Origin of the sequence: Campylobacter sp. CFSAN093233 (assembly GCF_011068165.1) — a bacterium.
GTDB classification, from domain to species: Bacteria; Campylobacterota; Campylobacteria; order Campylobacterales; family Campylobacteraceae; genus Campylobacter_D; species Campylobacter_D jejuni.
This window is the reverse complement of sequence record NZ_JAAMWY010000006.1, coordinates 47,556-70,533: the sequence shown is the minus strand read 5'-3', so window position 1 is coordinate 70,533 and position 22,978 is coordinate 47,556. Positions and strand designations below refer to the sequence as shown.

Annotated in this window: 17 protein-coding genes and 4 pseudogenes; 17 read left to right on the top strand and 4 right to left on the bottom strand. The window is 30.2% G+C overall.

Going from position 1 to position 22,978, the window contains the following annotated elements; all coding sequences use genetic code 11:
- The first annotated feature begins 102 nt into the window (after positions 1-102).
- The 10 genes and pseudogenes from FBF15_RS04815 to FBF15_RS09660 all read left to right on the top strand — a co-directional run bounded on the left by FBF15_RS04815 (position 103) and on the right by FBF15_RS09660 (position 8,051).
- On the top strand, positions 103-1,527 hold the full coding sequence (locus tag FBF15_RS04815) for an anaerobic C4-dicarboxylate transporter (protein WP_038816785.1): 1,425 nt from the start codon (positions 103-105) through the stop codon (positions 1,525-1,527).
- A 141-nt stretch (positions 1,528-1,668) separates the two neighbouring features.
- Positions 1,669-1,850 (top strand): annotated as a pseudogene (gene kdpF / locus FBF15_RS04810) (K(+)-transporting ATPase subunit F).
- Positions 1,851-2,044: 194 nt separating this feature from the next.
- A complete protein-coding gene (locus tag FBF15_RS09880) occupies positions 2,045-2,347 on the top strand; it encodes a potassium-transporting ATPase subunit KdpA (protein WP_002859597.1) in 303 nt (100 codons plus the stop codon).
- Between the two features lie 28 nt (positions 2,348-2,375).
- Positions 2,376-2,465: a hypothetical protein gene (locus FBF15_RS09875; RefSeq protein WP_250485199.1), complete on the top strand. Its 90-nt coding sequence runs from the start codon at positions 2,376-2,378 to the stop codon at positions 2,463-2,465.
- Complete coding sequence (gene kdpA / locus FBF15_RS04805) at positions 2,453-3,550, top strand: potassium-transporting ATPase subunit KdpA (protein WP_038816784.1); 1,098 nt, start codon at positions 2,453-2,455, stop codon at positions 3,548-3,550. Before FBF15_RS09875 ends, kdpA begins: the two co-directional genes overlap by 13 nt.
- Positions 3,551-3,559: 9 nt before the next feature.
- Positions 3,560-5,616: pseudogene (gene kdpB / locus FBF15_RS04800) on the top strand (potassium-transporting ATPase subunit KdpB).
- Between the two features lies 1 nt (position 5,617).
- Positions 5,618-6,226, top strand: coding sequence for a potassium-transporting ATPase subunit KdpC (gene kdpC / locus FBF15_RS04795; protein WP_038816783.1), 609 nt, complete (start codon positions 5,618-5,620; stop codon positions 6,224-6,226).
- Positions 6,227-6,356: 130 nt separating this feature from the next.
- Positions 6,357-6,770, top strand: a complete 414-nt coding sequence (locus tag FBF15_RS09670; protein WP_237925952.1) for a hypothetical protein — start codon at positions 6,357-6,359, stop codon at positions 6,768-6,770.
- A complete protein-coding gene (locus FBF15_RS09665) occupies positions 6,751-7,383 on the top strand; it encodes a hypothetical protein (RefSeq protein WP_230100280.1) in 633 nt (210 codons plus the stop codon). The genes FBF15_RS09670 and FBF15_RS09665 overlap by 20 nt, the downstream gene beginning before the upstream one ends.
- Positions 7,384-7,406: 23 nt before the next feature.
- Positions 7,407-8,051, top strand: coding sequence for a DUF4118 domain-containing protein (locus FBF15_RS09660; RefSeq protein ID WP_223212446.1), 645 nt, complete (start codon positions 7,407-7,409; stop codon positions 8,049-8,051).
- 101 nt (positions 8,052-8,152) lie between these two features.
- Here the strand turns inward: FBF15_RS09660 and uvrB are convergent, their stop codons facing one another.
- On the bottom strand, positions 8,153-10,126 hold the full coding sequence (uvrB, locus tag FBF15_RS04785; RefSeq protein WP_038816781.1) for an excinuclease ABC subunit UvrB: 1,974 nt from the start codon (positions 10,124-10,126) through the stop codon (positions 8,153-8,155).
- A 154-nt stretch (positions 10,127-10,280) separates the two neighbouring features.
- On the opposite strand from uvrB, the gene FBF15_RS04780 reads away from it, so the two are divergent.
- From FBF15_RS04780 to FBF15_RS04765, 4 genes are read left to right on the top strand one after another with little or no spacing between them, the layout of a single operon-like run.
- Entirely contained in the window at positions 10,281-10,511 is a 231-nt protein-coding gene (locus tag FBF15_RS04780; RefSeq protein WP_002852327.1) for a hypothetical protein, read from the top strand.
- On the top strand, positions 10,501-10,743 hold the full coding sequence (locus tag FBF15_RS04775) for a hypothetical protein (protein ID WP_002854947.1): 243 nt from the start codon (positions 10,501-10,503) through the stop codon (positions 10,741-10,743). Before FBF15_RS04780 ends, FBF15_RS04775 begins: the two co-directional genes overlap by 11 nt.
- Positions 10,740-11,177, top strand: coding sequence for a prepilin-type N-terminal cleavage/methylation domain-containing protein (locus FBF15_RS04770; protein ID WP_002852324.1), 438 nt, complete (start codon positions 10,740-10,742; stop codon positions 11,175-11,177). The genes FBF15_RS04775 and FBF15_RS04770 overlap by 4 nt, the downstream gene beginning before the upstream one ends.
- On the top strand, positions 11,159-13,012 hold the full coding sequence (locus FBF15_RS04765; RefSeq protein WP_002873331.1) for a primosomal protein N': 1,854 nt from the start codon (positions 11,159-11,161) through the stop codon (positions 13,010-13,012). The genes FBF15_RS04770 and FBF15_RS04765 overlap by 19 nt, the downstream gene beginning before the upstream one ends.
- Before the next feature lie 9 nt (positions 13,013-13,021).
- Here FBF15_RS04765 and FBF15_RS09870 read toward each other — a convergent pair.
- Positions 13,022-14,417, bottom strand: a pseudogene (locus tag FBF15_RS09870) (DUF2972 domain-containing protein).
- A 145-nt stretch (positions 14,418-14,562) separates the two neighbouring features.
- Between FBF15_RS09870 and ispG the strand changes: the two are divergent.
- Entirely contained in the window at positions 14,563-15,636 is a 1,074-nt protein-coding gene (gene ispG / locus FBF15_RS04755) for a flavodoxin-dependent (E)-4-hydroxy-3-methylbut-2-enyl-diphosphate synthase (protein WP_002859602.1), read from the top strand.
- A gap of 29 nt (positions 15,637-15,665) precedes the next feature.
- Here ispG and flgH read toward each other — a convergent pair whose 3' ends face one another.
- Positions 15,666-16,364, bottom strand: a complete 699-nt coding sequence (flgH, locus tag FBF15_RS04750) for a flagellar basal body L-ring protein FlgH (protein WP_002852146.1) — start codon at positions 16,362-16,364, stop codon at positions 15,666-15,668.
- 89 nt (positions 16,365-16,453) lie between these two features.
- On the opposite strand from flgH, the gene pta reads away from it, so the two are divergent.
- Complete coding sequence (pta, locus tag FBF15_RS04745) at positions 16,454-17,959, top strand: phosphate acetyltransferase (RefSeq protein WP_072223312.1); 1,506 nt, start codon at positions 16,454-16,456, stop codon at positions 17,957-17,959.
- Between the two features lie 13 nt (positions 17,960-17,972).
- Entirely contained in the window at positions 17,973-19,163 is a 1,191-nt protein-coding gene (locus FBF15_RS04740) for an acetate kinase (RefSeq protein ID WP_038816998.1), read from the top strand.
- A gap of 27 nt (positions 19,164-19,190) precedes the next feature.
- On the opposite strand, the pseudogene FBF15_RS04735 reads toward FBF15_RS04740, so the two are convergent.
- Positions 19,191-22,944: pseudogene (locus FBF15_RS04735) on the bottom strand (Eco57I restriction-modification methylase domain-containing protein).
- Positions 22,945-22,978 lie beyond the last annotated feature (34 nt).

The window sequence follows — 22,978 nt, the reverse complement described above, 5'->3', positions numbered from 1 at the left end:
ATATAAAAAATTATTGTTTTATTTTTAGAAATATTATTCTTTAATTTAAAAATGTGATACAATAATAACTGTTTTTAAATATTAATTTTCAAAGGAGTTAAAATGGACTTTTTAACAAGCCTTAGTGAGGGAGGGCAATTTGCAATCCAAATCATTATCGTTTTAATTTGTCTTTTTTACGGTGCAAAAAAAGGTGGTATAGCGCTTGGTTTGCTTGGTGGTATAGGTATTTTAATGCTTGTATTTGCTTTTCATATAAAACCTGGAAAACCAGCTATAGATGTTATGCTTACAATTTTAGCGGTAGTGGTTGCAAGTGCAACTTTGCAAGCAAGTGGTGGTCTTGATGTTATGCTTCAAATAGCAGAAAGAATTTTAAGACGCAATCCTAAATTTTTAACGATATTAGCGCCTTTTGTAACCTGCTTTTTGACTATACTTTGTGGAACAGGACATGTGGTTTATACTATTATGCCTATTATTTACGATATAGCGATTAAAAACGGTATTCGTCCCGAGCGTCCAATGGCAGCAGCTTCTATATCATCACAAATGGGTATTATTGCATCTCCTGTATCTGTGGCTGTTGTGAGTTTGACCGCTTTGCTTTTAAATGCTAATCATAAATTAGCGGGTTTTGATGGTTATATCAATCTTCTTCAAATTACTATACCTAGTACATTGTTTGGCGTATTGTGTGTAGGAATTTTTTCTTGGTTTAGAGGGAAGGATTTGGATAAAGATGAGGTATTTCAAGAAAAACTTAAAGATCCTGAATTTAAAAAATATGTTTATGGGGATTCTAAAACACTTTTAGGTGTTAAACTTCCAAAGAGCAATTGGGTTGCAATGTGGATTTTCTTAGGAGCTATTGTTTTAGTGGCTTTACTGGGCGTATTTGATTTTTTACGTCCAAATTGGGGTCAAGTTGTAAAAAATGGCATTCCTCAAGTAGATGCTTTAGGCAATCCTAAAATGGACGTTTTATCTATGGTCTCAGTCATTCAAATGTTCATGCTTTTAGCAGGTTCTTTGATTGTTATCTTTACTAAAACAGATGCAAAGAAAATTGGCTCTAATGAAATTTTTAAATCTGGCATGATAGCACTTGTTGCGGTTTTTGGAATTTCTTGGATGGCTGATACTATGTTTGCAGTTCATACTCCTATGATGAAAGCAGTGCTTGGAGATATAGTAAAAGAGCATCCTTGGACTTATGCTGTAATGCTTCTTTTGATTTCGAAATTTGTAAACTCTCAAGCAGCGGCTATTTCGGCTTTTGTTCCTTTGGCTTTAGGAATTGGTGTTGAACCCGGTGTGATTGTTGCTTTTGCAGCTGCTTGTTATGGGTATTATATTTTACCAACTTATCCAAGCGATTTAGCTACTATACAATTTGACAGATCAGGTACTACTCATATTGGTAAATTTGTTATTAATCATAGTTTTATTTTACCAGGTCTTATAGGTGTAATTACTTCTTGTATAGCGGGTTATTTTATCGCTATGGTAGCGGGCTATCTTTAAAAAATTTTAGCAGGATTGTTCCTGCTAAATTCTCCATTTATCTTTTTGTTTAATGTAAATAAAAATTATAAATAAATCATAAAATTAGTATTAATCAAAATATAAGCTTAACAAGGATAGAATAAATCCTATTTTGAATCAATGAGAAAGGGCTATCCTATGGATGTTATCTTTGCTTTTGCTTTTAGCTTTTGGTAGTTTATGATTTTTTATCCATTTTTGTGAAATTCAAACTAGGACATGCGGATGATGTTTTTACTAGTTTTAAGCTTAATACTTGCTCTTTATTTATTTTATGCTTATTATATCCTGAAAAATTTTAAAGGAAAAATATGCTAGAAATTTTAATAACACTGATTATAGCTTTTATATTGGCTTTAATTTTTGGAAACTATCTTTATAAAATTGCAAGCTGTAAAAAAAACTATTTTTGATTTTATTTTTAATCCAATTGATAACTTAATTTATAAAATTTGTGCAATTGATAGAAAAAATATGACTTGGCAAAAATTATTCTTTGCATTTAATTGCTTTTAATGCCTTAGTGGCTATTTTTTCTTTCGTGATTTTTTATTTGCAAGATAAACTTTTTTTAAATCCCAATTCGATAAATTCTATGAAAGGGGATTTGAATTTAAACACTGTAATTAGTTTTACTACAAATACAAACCTTCAGCATTATAGTGGAGAGAGTGCTTTAAGTTTGCTTTCCCAAAATACAGGCATTTTACTTGCTATGTTTGTTTCAAGTGCAAGTGGATATTCTGCTTGTATGGCTTTTTGTCGTGCTTTATGTGGTATGCAAATGGGAATTTTATGAAGATTTTACGCGTATTATTACGCGTTTGATGTTGCCTTTAAGTTTTATTTTGGCTGTAATTTTATCTCTGAAGGCGTGGTGTAAAATTATCACGCAAATTTTAGCGTGCTTACTTTAGAAAATAAATTTCAAAGCATTGCCACAGGTCCTGTTGCAGCTCTTGAGTCTATAAAACATTTAGGGACAAATAGGGGTGGTTTTTTTGGTGCTAATTCAAGCATGCCTTTTGAAAATCCTGCTTTACTTACAAATTTTTTGCAAATTTTATCCATGATGCTTATTCCTAGTGCCTGTGTTGTAGCTTTTGGATTGATGGTTTATCATAGAAAAGAAAGACAAGGTTTTGCTCTTATGGGAAAAGAAGGGGGAGTTATTTTTGGTGCAATGGGGATTATTTTTATCATTTCTTTGCTTTTAATTTATTTTAGCGAAAAAATGTCAAATCCAAATTTGGATTCTTTGGGTTTAAATGCAAATTTGGGAAATTTGGAAGGTAAAGAAATAAGATTTGGCACAGATGGTTCGAGTTTATTTAGTGCTGTAACTACTGCTTTTACTGCAGGAAGCGTTAATAATATGCACGATAGTTTAAATCCATTAAGTATCAGTGCTACTTTGCTAAATATGATGCTAAATGTAGCTTTCGGTGGCGAAGGAGTAGGGCTTATGAATATGATTATTTATGTGCTCTTAACCGTGTTTATTTGTGCATTAATGATAGGTAGAACTCCAGAATTCTTGGGTAAAAAAATAGAAAGCGCACAAATGAAGCTTATAGCTTTGGTAATTCTTATCCATCCTTTATTAATCCTTGTTTTAAGTGCATTAGCTGTTGTTTTTGCAAAAGATAGTATAAGCAATCCTAGCTTTCATGACTTGGCTCAAATTTTGTATGAATTTAGTTCTTCGGCAGCAAATAATGGTTCAGGACTTGAAGGTTTAAAAGATGATAATTTATTTTGGAATTTAAGCACAGCTTTTGCTATGTTTTGTGGGCGTTATTTGGTTTTAATAGCTCAGCTTGCTATAGCTGGATCGCTTTTGGCTAAAAATACACAAGAAAATACTGCAAATTCTTTAAAAACAGATAATTTAACTTTTATGTTTGTGCTTGTTTGTATTATATATATTTTTGCTGCACTTACTTTTTTTCCAGTGCTTACTTTATCAAGCGTTGCAGAATATTTATCTTTATGGCATTAAGGAGAGTCAATGTCTAAAAAACAAAATAAACTCATTACAAAAGAAATTTTAAATAATGCCATAAAAGGAGCATTTTTAAAATTTGATCCACGCTTGATGGTAAAAAATCCTGTTATGTTTATGGTGGAAGTTGGATCGATTCTTACTTTGATTTTAAGTATTTTTCCTACTTTATTTAATGGAAATTCTGATGAAAGAATTTATAACATCTTAATCACTTTTATTTTATTTATAATCTTGCTTTTTGCAAATTTTGCAGAAAGTATTGCAGAAGGAAGGGGTAAAGCCCAAGCAGCTACCTTAAGACAAAGCAAAAAGGATTCTAAAGCTAGACGCATAAAAAGTGATGGCAGTGAAGAAATGCTTAATTCTAGCGAGTTAAAAATAGGTGATATAGTTTTAGTTAAAGCAGGTGAACTTATACCTAATGATGGAGAAATTATAGAAGGTGCTGCAAGTGTTGATGAATCAGCTATTACAGGTGAAAGTGCACCTGTTATGCGTGAAGCGGGCGGTGATTTTTCTTCTGTTACAGGTGGGACTACGGTTTTAACTGATTTTTTAAAGATTAAAATTTTAGTTGGAGCTGGGGAAAGTTTTTTAGATAAAATGATCAATCTTGTAGAAGGTGCTGCGCGTCAAAAAACTCCAAATGAAATTGCTCTTAATACTCTTTTAATTGTACTTAGTTTGAGTTTTTTGGTGGTGGTTGTAAGTTTATATCCTTTTATGCAATTTTTAGGCGTGAGTTTGCCTATTTCATGGTTAGTAGCATTGCTTGTATGTCTTATTCCTACAACTATAGGGGGGCTTTTATCAGCTATAGGAATAGCAGGTATGGACAGGGTAACGCGTTTTAATGTGATCGCACTTTCAGGCAAGGCTGTTGAAAGTTGTGGTGATGTTGATACTATGATTTTAGATAAAACAGGAACGATTACTTTTGGAAACCGTTTGGCAAATGAATTTTATGAAGTTCAAGGTATAAGTAAAGAAGAAATGATTAAAGCTTGTGTTTTATCCTCTTTAAAAGATGAAACTCCAGAAGGTAAAAGCATAGTTGCATTGGCTCAAAAAATGGGTTATGAATTAGAAGGTAATGATATTAAAGAATTTATCGAATTTAGCGCTCAAAATAGAATGAGTGGTGTGGATTTGCAAGATAATATAAAAATTCGCAAAGGTGCTTTTGATGCTATAAGAGCTTATATAAGCGAAATGAATGGAAAAATTCCTAGCGATTTAGAAACGAAGGTAATGGAAATTTCAAATCTTGGTGGTACTCCTTTGGTAGTGTGTAAAAATGAAAAAATTTTAAGAGTGATTTATCTAAAGGATACAGTAAAACACAGTAAAACCAGGACTTAAAGAGCGCTTTGATGAGCTTAGAAAAATGGGCATAAAAACTTTAATGTGTACCGGAGATAATCCTTTAACAGCAGCTACTATAGCCAAAGAAGCAGGGCTTGATGGATTTATAGCAGAATGCAAGCCTGAAGATAAAATAGAAGCTATTAAAAAAGAACAAGCCCAAGGTAAGATAGTAGCCATGACAGGAGATGGAACCAATGATGCTCCAGCTCTTGCACAAGCTGATGTAGGTATAGCTATGAACTCAGGAACTCAAGCAGCCAAAGAAGCAGCCAATATGATAGATCTTGATTCTAATCCTACTAAAATTTTAGAAGTAGTTGAAATAGGAAAAGGTTTGCTTATTACTAGAGGCAGTCTTACAACTTTTAGTATGGCAAATGATATTGCTAAGTATTTTGCTATTTTACCTGCTATGTTTAGTGTGGTTTTACCTCAAATGCAAATTTTAAATATTATGCATTTAGCTACCCCGCAAAGCGCTATTTTATCAGTACTTATTTTTAATGCTATTATTATACCTTTGCTCATACCTATTGCTATGCGTGGAGTTAAATTTAAGCCTATGAAAAGCGAGCATTTGCTTTTAAGAAATTTAAGTATTTATGGTTTGGGTGGTATGATCGCACCTTTTATAGGGATAAAAAATAATTGATATTCCTATAGCTTGGATACTTAGAATTTTAGGAGTGTGATATGTTTAGAACTTTGCTTAGTTTTTTTGTGGTAATGCTAATATTGTGTACTCTTGTTTATCCTTTTGCTTTAAATACAGTTGCAAAATTTATTTTTCCTTATCAATCAAGTGGAAGTTTAGTAGATAAAGAAGGTCGTCCGACTTTGGATGTAAGCAAAGCGGTAGGTTCAAAGCTTTTGGGTCAAGATTTTAATAAACCTTATTTTCTACATTCAAGAACATCTGTGTCAAATTACAATACAAGCGATACAAATGAAAGCAGTGTAAGTTTAGGTGGATTTAATTATGCTATGTCAAATCCTGCTTTAAAAGAGCGTGTGCAAAAAGATTTGCAAAAATTTTTAGATGAAAATCCGCAAATTACAAAAGAACAAATTCCTTTGGATTTATTAAGTGCTTCAGGATCAGGTCTTGATCCTCATATCAGTCTTCAAGCAGCCCTAGTGCAAATTCCTAGGATAAGTCAATCTTCAAAAATCACCAAAGAAGAACTAGAAAAAATCATTCAAGAAAATACCGAGTCTAAATTTTTAGGGATTTTTGGGGAAGAAAAGGTTAATGTTTTAGCTGTTAATATAGCTATTGCTAAAGCCATGAAAAAAGAATAAACATGCAAAGACAAAGTCCTGAACAAATTCTAAAAAACTTGAGGTTAAAGCTAAGGAAGAAGAAAAAAACAAACTTGCAAAATTAAAAATTTTCTTAGGTTATGCTGCAGGTTCTGGAAAAACTTATGCTATGTTAAGTGAAGCTAGAACTTTAAGGGATAATGGAGTTGATGTTGTTTTAGGCTATATAGAGCCTCACGATAGACCTGAAACAATGGCTTTAACACAAGGTTTTGAAAGTATAGCTAATCTTGAAATTCCTTATAAAAATATAGTATTAAAAGAATTTGATTTAGACGCTACCCTTAAGAGAAAGCCTGCTTTGGTTTTAGTAGATGAGCTTGCACACACTAATGCTAAAGGCTTGCGTAATGAAAAGCGTTTTCAAGATATAGAAGAACTTCTAAAAGCAGGGATTGATGTTTATACTACTTTAAATATACAACATTTAGAAAGCTTAAATGATTTAGTCGCTAATATCAGTAAGATAGAAGTTAAAGAGCGTATTCCTGATCGTATTTTTGATGAGGCTGATCAGGTTTGAACTTGTTGATATTGAACCTAATAAGCTTTTAAAAAGAATGCAAGATGGTAAAATTTATAAGGAAAAACAAGCTAAACTAGCACTTGAAAATTTCTTTCGCCAAGAAAGACTTATAGCTTTGCGTGAGATTGCCTTAAGAAGACTTGCTTCAAGAGTGAATTTAAGAGCAAGTGAACAAAGGCTTATTAATGATGATTTAGCTTATCATACTGGAGAGCATATTTTAGTTTGTATTAATGCTTCAAATGCAAAGGTTATTCGTGCAGCTGCAAGACTTGCTTTAGCTTTTCATGCTAAATTGAGTGCGCTTTATATAAAAAATCCCAATATTAAAGAAGCAAAAGCCTTAGAAGAAAATATAGAACTAGCTAAAAGTTTTGATGCTGAAATCATTAGCGTATATGATGATGATATAGCAAGACAAATTGCAGAGTATTCAAGCCTTAGCAATGTCTCTAAAATTGTTTTAGGCAAAAATAAAGATAAAAAAAGTTTAAAGAAGAGATTTTTGAAGCTGTCGCTAAAAAAGCACCCAATATTGATTTATATCTTGTCAATGAAAATCAAATTTCTACTCCTAAAATACGAAGTAAAAAAGGTTTTGATTTTTTAGGTTTTTTAAAAATCACAGGAGTTTTGCTTTTAGCAACTTTTATAGCTTTTGTATTTCATAAATTTAATACTCAGCCAAGTAATATAGTTATGATTTTTATTTTAGCAGTTTTTGCTTCTTCTTTTATTTCTGACAATAAAATTTTCGCCTTTTATTCTTCTTTGGTAAGTGTTTTGATTTATAATTTTTTCTTTTTAGAACCTATTTTTAGTCTTAAAGTTCATGATAGTGGAAATATTATTACTTTTACAACTATGTTTATAGTTGGATTTTTAACAGCTGTTTTTACTAGAAGATTAAAATTGCAATCTAAAGAACTCACTAAAAGAGCTTATAGAACAGCTATTTTACTTGAAAATAGTGAAAATTTAGCAAGAGTGAAAAGCAAACAAGAGCTTTGGGAACAACTTGGAAATCAAGCTTTAAAATTATTAAATTTGCCTATTATTATTTATCCTATAAATAAAAACAATATTTTATCGAAACCTTTGCTTTTTTTTAACGATGATAAGCAAATGTTAAAAAATTGTTTTAGTGCCGATGAGATTGCTATTGCTCAATGGGTTGCAACAAATAAAGAAAGAGCAGGTGTTTGTACGAATACCCTGCCTAATGCTAATGCTATGTATTTACCTATAGAAGATGGGAAAAAACTAAAGGGGTTATAGGTATAGTTTTAAAAGAAAAACGTCCCTTGCAAGACTTTCAGTATGAAATTTTAAGTGCTTTACTTAATGAGGCAGGAGTTAGAACAAGGGATATATTTTTATTATAAATCCCTTAATTTATTAATCTCATCTCTAATTGCAGCAGCTTTTTCAAACTCAAGTGCTTTAGCTGCTTCAAGCATTTGTTTTCTTAACTCTTTGACAAGTTTTGCTCTTTCGTTAGCAGGCATTTTTTCTAGTTTTTTACCTTTGCGATAAATTTCGCCCAAATCCTCTTCATTTTTCAAGCTCTCTTCAATATGGCGTTTAACTGAAGTCGGCGTGATATTGTGTTTTTTATTATAAGCCATTTGAAGTTTGCGGCGTTCATTGGTGGTATCCATAGCTTCTTGCATGGATTTTGTGATTTTTTTGCAAAAAAGCAAAACCTTACCATTGACATTTCTAGCTGCTCTTCCCATGGTTTGGATTAAACTTGTAGCACTTCTTAAAAAGCCTTCCTTATCTGCATCCATAATGGCAATGAGTGAAACTTCAGGTAGGTCTAGTCCTTCTCTAAGTAAGTTAATGCCAATTAGCATATCAAAAGCACCGCTTCTTAAACCTCTTATAATTTCATTGCGTTCTATAGCATCGATATCTGAGTGCATGTATTTGACTTTTATACCAAGCTCTAAATAATACCTTGTAAGCTCTTCGGCAAGTTTTTTAGTCAGTACAGTTACTAAAACTCGCTCGTTTCTTTGTATGACTTTTTTAGCCTCATCAAATAAAATTTCAACCTGATTATCACTATCTTTTAACTCTATTAAAGGATCAAGCAGTCCTGTAGGACGCATGATTTGATGAAAGATGTTTTCTTTGCTAAGTTCAAGTTCTAAAGGTGCAGGTGTGGCTGAAACAAAAAGAAATTGACAATTTTTATGGATAAATTCATCAAACATTAAAGGACGATTATCCAAGGCTGAAGGTAAACGAAAACCATAATCTACCAAAGTTTGTTTTCTGCTTCTATCTCCTGCAAACATACCTCTAAATTGTGGTAAAGATACATGGCTTTCATCGACTATAACAAGAAATTTCCTATTTTTAATCGCAAAATAATCAAAAAGCGTATAAGGAGTATCACCTTCTTTAAGCCCTGTTAAATGTCTTGCATAATTTTCAACGCCTTTACACATTCCTGTGCTTGTAAGCATTTCAAGATCAAATTCAACCCTTTGTTTAAGGCGTTGATATTCTACGAGTTTATTTTCATGTTCAAAATAAGCAAGGCGTTCGTTAAGTTCTGCTTTTATGTCTTTTATCGCTTGTTTTAGTCTTGTTTCACCTACACTAAACTGGCTTGTAGGATAGAGTATGAAGCGTTTTAAATCTTTACCTTTTTTATTTTCTAAAACATTGTAATGATACATAGCATCAAGCTCATCGCCAAAAAATTCAAGTCTTACTACTTCATCTTCATAATAAGCTGGATAAATATCTATAATATCTCCTTGAACTCTAAAATCTGCACGATCAAAAAAATTATCATTTCTTTTATAACCCATATCTACAAGTTTTTTTAAAAGTTCTTTTTGTGAAATTTGCATACCTAGTTCAAAGATTAAAACCATGCCTATGTATTCATTTGGATTACCAAGTCCATAATTTGCCGAAACACTAGCTATGCAAACTACATCTTCATAACTTAAAAGAGAAGCAGTGGCACTCAGTCTTAAACGCTCTAAGTCTTCATTAGTGGAGCTGTCTTTTTCTATGAAAACATCAGTGCGTGGAATATAGGCTTCAGGTTGATAATAATCATAATAAGATATAAAATATTCCACATGATTTTTAGAAAAAAAGCCTTTAAATTCGCTATAAAGTTGTGCACAAAGGCTTTTGTTGTGACTCATGATAAGAGTGGGCATATTAAGTTCTTTAATGACATTTGCCATGGTAAAGGTTTTTCCACTTCCTGTAACGCCTAGTAAGGTTTGATATTTGTTGCCTTTTTTTATACTTTTTACTATACCTTTTATGGCTTCTTGTTGATCAGGACTAGGTTTAAATTCGCTGGTAAGTTCTAACATTTTTCTACTTTATTTTTATTTTTTGAAAAAATTTTAAAAGAAAATGCTTTAATTAAAAATTAATTGACAATAAAAACCTAAATTTAAATTTTTTTCTGCTACAATATCAAATAATATTTTCCATAAATTACAAATTTTTTAAGAAGGCAAAAATATGTTTGATGAAAAAATAATCAATACTATGACAGATAAAGTAAATGAATTAATTGAAAAGTATAACGAAGTTTGTGAAGCCAATGAGGCTTTAAGAAATGAGCTTGTAAGCGTTAAAGCACAAAATGAAGCAAAAAGTAATCAAATTATGCGTTTAGAAGAAGAACTTAAATCTCGCAATATAGAAAGCGAAGATATTTATAAGAAAATAGAGGCTGTTCTTGGCAGATAATCTAAAACAAGTCATTGTTAATGTTAATGCAAAAGATTTCATTGTTAAGTGCAGTGAAGAATTTGCAAATTTTTTAGAAGATGATATCGCTTTGATTTCTGGCGGTACTAAAAAAATAGAACTTAAACGCTTTGTAGATGCGTTTGTTAAAAAAAGTTATGAAAATTATATTTTAGAAAGAGAACTTAAGAAACTAATAAAAGCAATCAATGAAGAACTCCCGACAAAATGAATAAAGCTTTTACTCTGCTTGAGCTTGTTTTTGTGATTTTGATTTTGGGAATTTTGTCAAGCTTATCTTTATCTTTTATCAATACTACAAAAGATGAGGTTAAAATTTTAAAATTAAAAATGGACTATGAAATGCTAAGCTCAGCTCTTGCTTTAATGCGTAGTCAAATGAGACTTAAAAATTTAAATTTTCCAGAAATTTTAGATAATGCGCAAAACAATCAAGCCAAAGAAAAACTCTTTTATTGTTTAAATGATTGTGATTATTCTTTGCTTGATACACCTATTTATTCTGATTTTAAATCTTGGATAAAAATAGGTAAAAATCACTATAGATTTGCATTAAATGCTAAAGAGATGGTTGAATTTATTTATGATTCTAAAGAAGGTTTGTTAAAGTGTATAGGAAGTTCTAGATGCAAAGATCTGATATAAGATATTATGAACTTGCAATTTGTGGTTTGTATTTGGATAATTTAACTTTTCATAGTTTTGATGAAATCAAACCTTTAACACAAGTATTAGTGGATTTAAAAACTAAAAAAAACCTTAAAGCTATCGTGCTTAAAGAATGTCAAAAACCTGATTTTAAAACCGTAGAAATTAAAGAAATTACAGGGTATTTTCTAACTCCTTTGCAGTTTGAATTGGCAAATTTTATTGTTTATTATTATGCTTCAAAACTTGGTTTTGTTTTGGGTTTTTTTGAAACTAGTCCTAAGTATGAATGTCACAAAATGTTTTTTAAAGATACTCCTAAACTAAGCAATCAACAACAAAATGCCTTAAGTTTTCTTCAAAAAGAAAATAATTCCTTGCTTTTTGCTGATACGGGTAGTGGCAAGACTGAAATTTATATTTCTTTGATAAAAGAGTGTTTAGAACAGGGTAAGCAAGCTTTGCTTTTGATGCCAGAAATCGCACTTACTCCACAAATGCAAAAGCGTTTAGAAGTGTATTTTAAGGATAATTTTTTCCTGTGGCATTCTAAAATTTCAAAGAAAAAAAAGCAAGAATATTTAGAGCGTTTTTGCAAGGGAGAAGTGCTTTTAGTAGCGGGTGCAAGATCGGCTTTGTTTTTACCTTTTAGAAATTTAGGACTTATTGTAGTAGATGAAGAACATGATAATTCTTATAAGGCTTCTAACCAGCCTTTTATCAATGCAAGAGATTTAGCACTTTTTTTGGGTCAAAAAAATAATATTCAAGTGGTTTTAGGTTCTGCAACCCCATCTTTAACGAGCTTTTACAAACAAAAAAGTTTTAGATTAAAAGGAACTTTTTTTGAGAGTAAAAAACATTTTTTATATGATGAAAATGAGCTTGGTATAACGCCTATGCTTTTAAGTGAATTAGAAAAAAGTTTAAAACATCAAAAGCAAGCTATAGTGTTTTTACCTACAAGGGCTAATTTTAGGCAAATCATTTGTAAGGATTGCGGAGAAACGATAAAATGTCCTTTTTGTTCTATTGCTATGAGTATGCATAAAAAGAAAAATGTTTTAAAATGTCATTATTGTAATTATACTTCTTTAATAGAGCAAAATTGTCCAAGTTGCAAAGGAGAAATGTTAGAAGCTAGAAAAATGGGGACTGCTGAACTTTTAGAGCTTTTGCAAAATGCTTTGCCTTTAGCAAAAATAGCAAAATTTGATAGCGATGAAATCACAAGCGTTAAAAAGCTTAATACTATTTTAAAAAACTTTAATGAAAATAAGATCGATATACTTATTGGCACTTCTATGCTTGCTAAAGGACATGATTATCATAGTGTGGATTTGAGTGTGATTTTAGGGCTTGATGAATATTTGTTGCGTCCTAGTTTTAGAGCGAGTGAAGAAACTTTAGCTTTAGCTATGCAAGTTGCAGGCAGGGCAGGGCGTAAAGGCGAAGCAAGAGTACTTTTGCAAACAAAAAATAGAGCTTTTTTTGAAAGGTATATAGAGAATTATGATGCTTTTTTAAAAGATGAGTTAGAAAATAGAAAAGATCTTTACCCCCCATTTAAACGCCTTTTAAGAGTTCTTATAGAAGATAAAGATCAAAAAAGTGCACAAAAACTTTGTGAAAAATTTGCTTCTCAATTTAGAAATATCAAACAGGTAGAATTGGTAGGCTATGGAATTTGTGGAGTTGAAATGCTGTATGGAAAATATCGTTTTTATTTGTTGCTTAGAAGTGAAAATCATAAAGCTTTAGTGGCAATTGAAAATTATATTTTGCAATTTAAAAATGCAAGTGCGGATATTGATCCTATTGATTTTGTGTAAGTGATATGATTATTTATCTTTGTATATTTTTTCAAATTCTTTATAATATTTCCAAGAATCAATAATATGAGGATGTGTTTGTTTTAAATGATTTAGTTCATTTTCAAATATATTAAAAAAAGTGTAAATAAGTGATTTATTTTTTATAAAATAATCTATTACATCTTTTTCTTTCATCATTTTTGATTCTGTTTCATCTATAGTTATTTTAATTTGATATAAAAAATCATACAAATAATGTTTAATTGTTGAAAATAAAAGATTGTTTTGTTCCAATTGTTTAAAATCATTTTTGTCAATATATACACCCATATCATTACATAGGTCGTTTTTTATAATTTCTTGTATTATGTCTATTTTTTCATGATTGATATGTTTTCTGTCTAAAATTATGGGAATGCTAGAAGTTTTATCAATATTAAAATTTTTATTATTTTTAGGAGTATTAAGATAAAAGGTGTTTATTAATATCTTTAGAATTTGCATAGAGCGTGATAGGAAAAAGATAGCGAATATAACCTCTAAATTCTTTAATTTTAAATAAATCTAATTTATCTTTATGGGGGGGGGTAAAATTAAAATTTATAGCAAGTAAATTCATGGTATCGAAGGTCTTTGATTGGCGGATTTCTTCCATATCAAGATAGCATACATTGTCTTTGTTAAAATATTTTAATAAATAAGAGATGATAAAAACTCCTTGTTGTAGTTCGTTTATATCGATTTTAATTTTATGATTTTGATGAGTAAGATAGTCAATATAATAACGCCAATCATAAGTTAGATTAAATTCAGGGGGATAGTTTCTTAAAACTTTACTCCAATCTCTTCCCCAGCTATGCTTTAAAAGTCCCATTGGATCTCGAACTCCGCAAATAATCTTAGAATTAAAATCTAATAAAGATAGATATTTATCAAAATAAGGTAGATTAATTTCTGATATATTAATAGCATATTGAGCAATTGTATTATCATTTAGACACATGTAATTAATACAATATCTCTCTTTGCTATCAGGTGGTAAAACCCAGGAGGCAAAACAAGTTACATCGCAACATTGATTAAGGTATCTAAAAATGCTGCTGCTCCAACGCCATGTGGAGAAATATAGATAAATTTATAGTGTTTAGGCAGGGGTAAATTTAAATCCCAAGCTAATTCTGCGCAATGTCGACTAGAATCTATTTCTATAAAATTAGGATTGATTAAAGGTGGATAAGGATGTTTTGTTGATAAATATCTATCCCTAAATTCGTTAGAATTGAGCCAAGTGCAAATTGTTTCAATATTTTCCAAAACAAAGGTAAAAAAATTTTTCATTATTCGAATTTTTTAAAGCTTGTAAAAGAATTTGAGCTAGGGTTGGAGTTAGGTTATTTTTTATATAGAGTAAAAGATTTTGCATATAACCTCTTTTAATTGTATTTAATTTATATATAATTCATAAATATTTAAATGTCATGAAATTTAAATATATTATCAAAAATAAACTTTAATTAAAGCAATAAAAAGTTAAAATTTGATATTAAAATTTTTCAAAGAGTGAAGTTATGGAGTATAAAAGATTTAAAACCAGACAAATCAAAGTAGGAAATGTTTTAATAGGCGGTGATGCACCCATTTCAGTTCAATCTATGCTTTTTACTAAAACAAGAGATATAGAAGGTTCTTTAGAACAAATCAATCGTCTTTATTTTGCAGGAGCAAATATAGTGCGTTTGGCGTGCTTGGATATGGCTGATGCAAGGGCTTTAAAAGAGATTAAAGCTAAAAGTCCTCTACCTTTAATCGTAGATATTCATTTTAATCATAATTTGGCTGTATATTGTGCTGAATTTATCGATGGCGTGCGTATAAATCCTGGCAATATAGGCTCTAAAGAAAATATTAAAGAAGTGGTAAAAGCATGTAAAAAACGGGGTATCCCTATACGCATCGGTGTAAATCACGGCTCCATAGAAAAACAATTTAGTGATAAATTTGGTTATGGTGTCGATGCCATGCTAGAAAGTGCGATGTATAATATCAAGCTTTTAGAGGATTTAGACTTTTTTGATATTAAAATTTCCATGAAGACTTCAGATGCTCAAAAAACTATAGAAGCTTATGAGAGATTAAGACCGCTTTGTGATTATCCTTTTCACTTAGGGGTAACTGAAGCAGGAACTAAATTTCATAGCACTGTAAAAAGTTCTATAGCTTTAGGAAATTTACTTCTTAAAGGTATAGGTGATACTATGCGTGTTTCTATGACGGGTGAGCTTGAAGAAGAAATTCGTGTAGCAAGGGCGATTTTACAAGATAGCGGAGTGCAAAAAAGCGGAGTAAATATCATCTCTTGTCCAACTTGCGGTAGGATTCAAAGTGATTTGTTAAGTGCGATTAAAATCGTAGAGGAAAAAACTAAGCATATAAAAGAACCTTTAAATATCAGTGTCATGGGTTGCGTGGTAAATGCTTTAGGTGAAGCTAAGGGCGCTGATGTGGCTATAGCCTTTGGGAAAAATCAAGGACTTGTTATAAGACATGGTGAAGTTGTAGCTAAACTGAAAGAAAGTGAACTTGTAGATAGATTTTTAGCTGAAGTTGAAGATGAGGTTAAAAGTAGGGCTGTAAAAGAATAAAAGCCAAGAAGCAAGGTTTAACCTTGCTTTTAGAATGGCCATATCGCTTCTATAACTTTGCTACCCCAAGGTTTTCTTGTGCTTCTATCCACTTCACCTTCTGTTTTATAAAGAATTTTAGCATCTGCTATATATTTACTATCTATAGTATTGTCTTGACCGATGTCATAAGGACGAATAACACCGCTTAATTGTATGATTTGCTTCTCTCCGTTGATTAAAAGCTCTCTTGAACCTTCGATAAAATAATTACCATTTGATAAAATTTTAATTACACGTGTTGAAATTGTAGTATTGAAACTTTCATTTCTGCTTTGCGAGCCTGTTCCTGTGTAGTTGTTTGAACTATTGGTTTGAAAGCCTATATTAGAATAAGCATTGACTTTATTAAGAGCATTAGCTACCACTCCTGAACTTCCTGTTAAAGCACCTCCGCCTAAATTTGAGGTATTAGTTCTGCTTGTTGCTTTATTAGCTTGTGTGCTTTGAGTGGTACTTTCTTGTATAACAACTGTAACTAAATCATTTACATTCATAGCTTTTTTATCTGAAAATAAAGGATTATCTCCTTTGCCAAAAAGCGATCCTGGCGCACTTTCTATATTATTACTTTGTTTTGGTGCAAGTTCTTCTACATAAGCAGGTGGTTTCATTGAAATTTGCGGATCAACCGTTGCAGAACAACCAAAAAACACAAACGGTAACACATAAAATAAAACTTTTTTCATTTTCGTCCTTTAAAATATGAATTTTTATTTTTCTTTGTTAAAATTAGAAAAAGCAAAGAGTGTTCCACATTTATAAATTCAAGGAGAAAATGATGGCAAATCTTTATTTGATGAGATCTAGAAGTGATGAGTTAAATACTATTATTAGTACAAATTTGCTTAAAAATTATAGCAAAATTTACAAAAATATCGCAATTTATTGCCCTGTGATATACATACATCGCGTTCCTGTTTTGCAGGGTTGGTTGGAAGAATTTAATATCAATCAAACCGTAAAAAGCGCCTATGGTTTTACCTTTAGAGAGGCAATGGAAGAATTTAGCAAAGATCCTCATAATTTTTTTAATGTTATTTTAGAAGAATACGAAGAGTTAAAACGCAAATACGATTTTGTGCTTGTAAATAGTTTTTGCGAATTTGGAATACTTGATGGATTTGATCTTAGTATAAAATTAGCTAAAAATCTTAATACACCTATTGCTGCTATTATCAATGATGAAGATAAACTTATAGCTCAAAAATATTTCGATCATGCTCTAGATGGTCGTAATTATGTTTTGATTAATGAAAATTTTAATTTTGAAGAAGTGCAAAAACTTAAAGAATATGATTTTATAACTCCTCATCGTTTTAAATATGAATTGATTAAACAAAGTATAAAAAATAAAAAAACCGTTGTTTTGCCAGAAAGTAATGATGAGAGAATTTTAAAAGCTGCTGAAATTTTATTGAAAAGTAAAGTTGTTGATCTTATTTTATTGGGTGATGAAGAAAAAATCAAGCAAGATAGTGCTAAATTAAGTCTTGATTTAAATACTATACGGATTATAAATCCACTCAAATCAGAATATAATCAAGAATTTGCTTCTATTCTTTATGAAGCAAGAAAATCTAAAGGTATGAGTTTAGAAGAGGCTAGGAAGCTAGTTCAAGATAAAACTTATTTTGGAACTTTACTTATACACACTGGAAAAGCTGATGCTATGGTTAGTGGAGCATCAACTACTACGGCTGAAACGATTCGCCCTGCATTACAGCTTATTAAAACTAAAGAAGGTATTAGTTCCGTTTCAGGAATTTTCTTTATGGGACTTGAAGATCAAGTTTTAGCTTTTGCTGATTGTGCTGTAAATCCAAGCCCAAGTGCTGAGCAACTTGCAACTAGTGCCTATGTAAGTGCTATGACTGCTAAATCTTTTGGACTTGAACCAAGAATAGCTTTGCTTTCTTATTCTAGTGGTGATAGCGGTAAAGGAGAAAGCGTAGATCTTGTAAAAGAAGCATTAAAGATTGCTAAAGAAAAATATCCTGAGTTGAATATAGATGGTCCTATGCAGTTTGACTGCGCTTATGATCCAAAAACTGCAGCAAAGAAAATGCCAAATTCTAAGATAGCAGGTCATGCAAATGTGTATATTTTTCCTGATCTTAACGCAGCAAATATTTGTTACAAAGCAGTTCAAAGAACTGCTAATGCTTTAGCAATCGGTCCTATTTTGCAAGGTCTTAAAAAACCTGTTAATGATTTAAGTCGTGGATGTTTGGTAGATGATATTGTAGATACCGTAATTTTAAGTGCAATACAAGCTCAATAGAAAGGAATGATAAATGAAAATTTTGGTTTTAAATTCAGGTTCTTCATCGATTAAATTTAAATTTTTTGATAATAAAATCGTTAAAGCCAGTGGATTGGTAGAAAAAATTGGAGAGCAAAATTCAAAGGTTGTATTAAAAAATACTTTAAATAATGAAAGTTTTGAAAGAGAATTAACAATAAATAATCACGAAGAAGGCCTTAGTATAGTTAATGAGCTTTTTAAAGAATCAGGAATTTTAGCAGATTTAAATGCACTTGATGGCTGCGGTCATCGTATAGTTCATGGAGGAAGAAATTTAAGCGAGCATTGTTTAGTGGATGATTATGTTCTTAAAGAGATAGATAGGGTTAGTATTTTTGCTCCTTTGCATAATCCTGCGCATTTAGCAGGTATAAAAACAATGATCAAAGCTGCACCTAGTGTTGCTAATGCAGCTATTTTTGATACAGCTTTTCATTGCACTATGCCTGATTTTGCTTATATGTATGCTTTGCCTTATGATTTTTATGATAAGCATAATATTAGAAGATATGGTTTTCATGGGACTTCTCATGCTTATGTTAGTTCTAGAGCGGCAAAATTTCTTCAAAAAGATCAAAATGAATTAAATGTCATCTCTGCTCATCTTGGAAATGGTGCAAGTGTATGTGCTATAGAAAAAGGTAAGAGTATGGATACTTCTATGGGCTTTACTCCACTTGAAGGACTTATTATGGGAACGCGTTGTGGAGATTTAGACCCTGCTATTTTACCTTTTGTTAGTCATCTTAAGGGTTTAACTATAGAAGAAATAGATACACTGATGAATAAAAAAAGTGGAGTATATGGAATTTGCGGTTATAATGATTTTAGAGATATAGAAAGAGAGATAGAACAAGGTAATGATAAAGCACGCTTGGCTCTTGATATGTTTTGTTATCGTCTTGTTAAATATATAGGATCCTACTTTGCTGTGTTGCCAAAAACCGATGCTATTATTTTTACAGGTGGTATAGGAGAAAATGATAGTTTGGTTCGACAAAAAGTATGCGAGAGATTAGCTCATCTTGGTATCGAGTTAGATTTTAAACTTAACAAACAAAGGATTTTGGGCGAAAGAATGATAAATCATGCAAATTCTAAAGTTAAAGTGCTTGTTATTCCTACAGATGAAGAATTAGAAATCGCTAGAATTACAGAAGAACTTATCGGTAAAAATTAAATTTTAAAAACTATATAAATCTTTCATTTATATAGTTTTTAGCAAGGTTATATATTCACTTTGCTTTTCATTTAAAACTTTAAAAGTGCTTATCATGTAAGAAAATTCATCATCACTTAAACCATAAAGTTCTTTAACCAATAAATCATTTTTTGCTCTTAAGATATCATAAGCCTTTTTAGTTTTTGGAATTTCTTCATTTTTTATATTAAATTCTTGTTTTAGCTCATCAAAATGACGATTTTGATCATTGTAAAGCTGTAAAAGCAAAGCATTTTTAGCGAGGGTTTTATAAATTTCATTGTTTTGAATTTCTTCATCACTTGGTTGAGGCAGGGGAATTCTTTCTAAATAAGATTTGCTTACATTGATTTGCACCATATTTCTTATGATAAAATCAACCACTAAAGAATTAAACAAAGCTAAAACAAATAAAATTCTTTCATAAGGCACTATATCCATGCAAATTACATCATCTTTTAAAACATATTGTTTTGGAATGTTACTATAAGTACTATCAGCTCCACCGCAATTTTTTGGCAATAAAGAAGCTATCAAAGTTCTCTCATTTGTATCACTTGCAATTTTTCTATATCCGAGTCTAAAAAATTCTCTATCGTATTTTATTAATTTAGGATTTAATTCTTTCCCAGTAGCTTTTTTAGCTCTATAAAGTTCTTTACTTTTTAAACGCTCATCAAATTTAGCCTTTTCTAAAAAATAAGTAGCTTGGCTAAAATTTGCATCAAATTGATGTATCATTTTACCTTCATATAAGGGTAAAAGTCCTTCCCTAAACTCTTCTATAAACAAATCTTTATCGTTTGTCATATCAAGTTCTCTTCTAAAATCTATATAATCAAAAGACAAGTTTTGAAAAGCATTATAAGATTTTCTTAGAATTTCTAAAGCTTGTTTGTCTTTTAACTTCATTAAGGCTAGGTGAGTTGGGCTTAGCTTTTTGATATCTTTTAAATTTAGAGTTAAAATTTCATCTTTGTTTTTTAATGAGTTTATATCTGTTTTATAAAACATCATTTTGATTTTATGAGTGTGATTTGCTTGCGTGTTTTTTATAAGCATAAGAGCAAATTTATACCTTGAATCCACATCAGCAAATATAGCTTGTCTATTTTCAAAACTATAAAAATACTCTAAAGTTTTATTTTCTAAAATTTCTTTTCTTAAAGTTAAGCTTCCATCTTCAAACATCAAAGCACTAGGAAGTACATAAGCTAAATTTCCATCTTGTTTTAAAAGAGAAAGATTTTTTTCTACAAAAAGACGAAATAAATTTCCATCTCCACTGCCTTTGTTTAAAGGATAGGTTTTTTTATAATACTCGTTTAAATCATTTATATATGCTTTTTGTTTTTCGTAATTTTGCTTTATATAATCTTTTGCTAGCAAATTGTCTTGAATTTCTTTTTTCTTGCTAGCGATTAAGCTTCTATAATCGCTTTTGTATTGTGGAAAGAAATCGCTATCACTAAATTTAGTTTTATCCCAAGGTGGATTACCTATAATGATATCAAAGCCTTTAAAGACTTGATTTTCTGTGATTTCAGGAAATTCTAACTCATAGTTAAAGAAGTTAAATTCTTTTTGATATTTGCTAATGATAGCTTTTGCTTGTTCATTTTGGCTTAAATTTTGTATATCATCTTGACTTAGGGCTTTTAGAATTTGTAATTCTTCTTTGTTGACAAAATGAAGCGTGTTGATATAGTTTAGATATAAATTTAGTTTATTAAGTTTTGGTGTGATTTCATTTTGATAGATTTGTTTGGATTGTTTGATTTGTTCTTCGTTGGTATCTTTTAGGTTGTCAAGTTTTTCAAATACTTCTTGTAAAATTTCAAATTCTTGTGTTATGGAATTTGTAAAAAGGTTGCTTGAGTTTTGTTTTATCAAATCTTTAAAATCACTTAGATTAGAATTTATCAAAGCATTGCCGCACTTTATGTGGTGTTCTATAAAAGAAAGTGGGGTTGTAAAGATAAAACTATCTATCCAAAGGCTAAGTTTAGTAAGCTCTATGCTAAAAGGGTTTAAATCCACCCCATAAATAATGCGTTTTAGTAAAAGTCGTTTTAAAATATCACTCTCATCTACTTCATAGTCTTGCACAAAATCTTTTATATAGTTTAAAATATTTTCTTTTTCTTCTTCGTAAAGTTCTTTTAAATTTGTAAAATGATCAAAATCTGATAAAACAATGTGTGTAATAGCATTTAAAACTCCAACTAAAAAATGTCCACTACCGCAAGCATTGTCTAGTATTTTAAATTTCAAAATATTTTCATTGTTTAGTTTGTCTTTTAAAGCACTTTGGATTAAAAAATTAGCTATGGATTGAGGTGTGTAAAAGCTTGCGCTTGCTTTTCTTGAGTTGCTAGTATTTTTAAGGTAAATTTGTCCTTTTTTGTAAAAGGTGTATTTTTCTACTTTTTTTGATTTTTCTAAAATTTTAAAATCATAATTATCAAAATAACATTCTATTTCTTTTGATTTTTCTTTATAACTTACATAGTAAATATCTTCATTTGCTATTTCAAAAAAATAAGAAAGCAAGCCTTCATAAATCGTGCCTAAATGTTCTACACTTAAAGTTTTGTAATCTCTTTTAAAGCTTAGATTTTTATCTTTAAAATTTAATAATTGGTTTAAAATGAATTTTAAATCTTTATCGTTAAAGATTTTTGGCGTGCTTAAAAGAGCGGTTTTGCTTTCATCAAACAAACCGCCATTAAAAACAGGCATGTCAAAATTGCCTTTGCCTTTGTTGTAAATGTTGAAAATATTTTCAAGTTCTCCAAAGCCACCACTTGAGCTTTCATCTTCTTGTAAATTTTCAAGTAAGGTTCTAAGACTGATTTTACTTTTAAAATACTTATGTTTTTCCAGTATAATTTCAAATTTATCTTCAAAATAAGCAATAAATAAAAGCCTAAAGATAAAATATAAAGAATTTTCATAGATTAGTTTTAAATCCGCCTTTGTTTTATTGTAAATTCTAGAGCCTATGAATTCAAATAAAGATTCATTTCCATTGGTTCCGTAAATGATAGATTTTAAATCATCTTCTATTTTGATTTTTGAAAGTTTATTGTTTTGTAGAGTTATTTCTAAATGATCTTCTTTTTCTGTGAAATTAAAAGCGCTAAATACACTATAAAAATACGCAAAAGCTTCAATATTTTGATCTTCAATGATTTTTTCTAGATTGATTTCGTAAAAAACTTTGTTTGAATTCAGTATAGAATTATCATAAAAACGCCAAAATCTACCATTGGTTAAAAAACCATAATTTTTCTTAAGATTGCCTAGATATCTTAGAATTTGAAAGTGAGGGTTGTCTTTTACTTTTTTTATTGTCTATTTCTATATTATAAGCTTTTGACTCTAAAATGATTGTGAAATCATTGCTTGATTTTTTTGTTTCTTTGTCTAAATTTTCGTATTTTGTTTTTAATTTTTCATTGCTAAAAAGTAGAAAATCAGGTTTTTCCAATTTTCCTTGTATGATTTTTTCATCTTGTCTTACAAAGCACCACTCTAAAATTTCTAATACTTTTGATATAAATTCATCTTCAAATTGATGTTCGTTTTGTTTTATAAATTTGTTTTTGTCGTAAATTTTTGTAATTTTAGTTAAAATATCTCTAAAGGCTTTTTGATTTGCGTTGAAATTATAAATCTTAGGAAAGTCAATTTCTAAAGAATAGCTTGTAAAAAGATTATTGTTGAGGTATTTTTTAAGTTCTTGATAGTAATTCATGGCTTTCTTTCTAAAGTATTTTTAAAAATTTGAC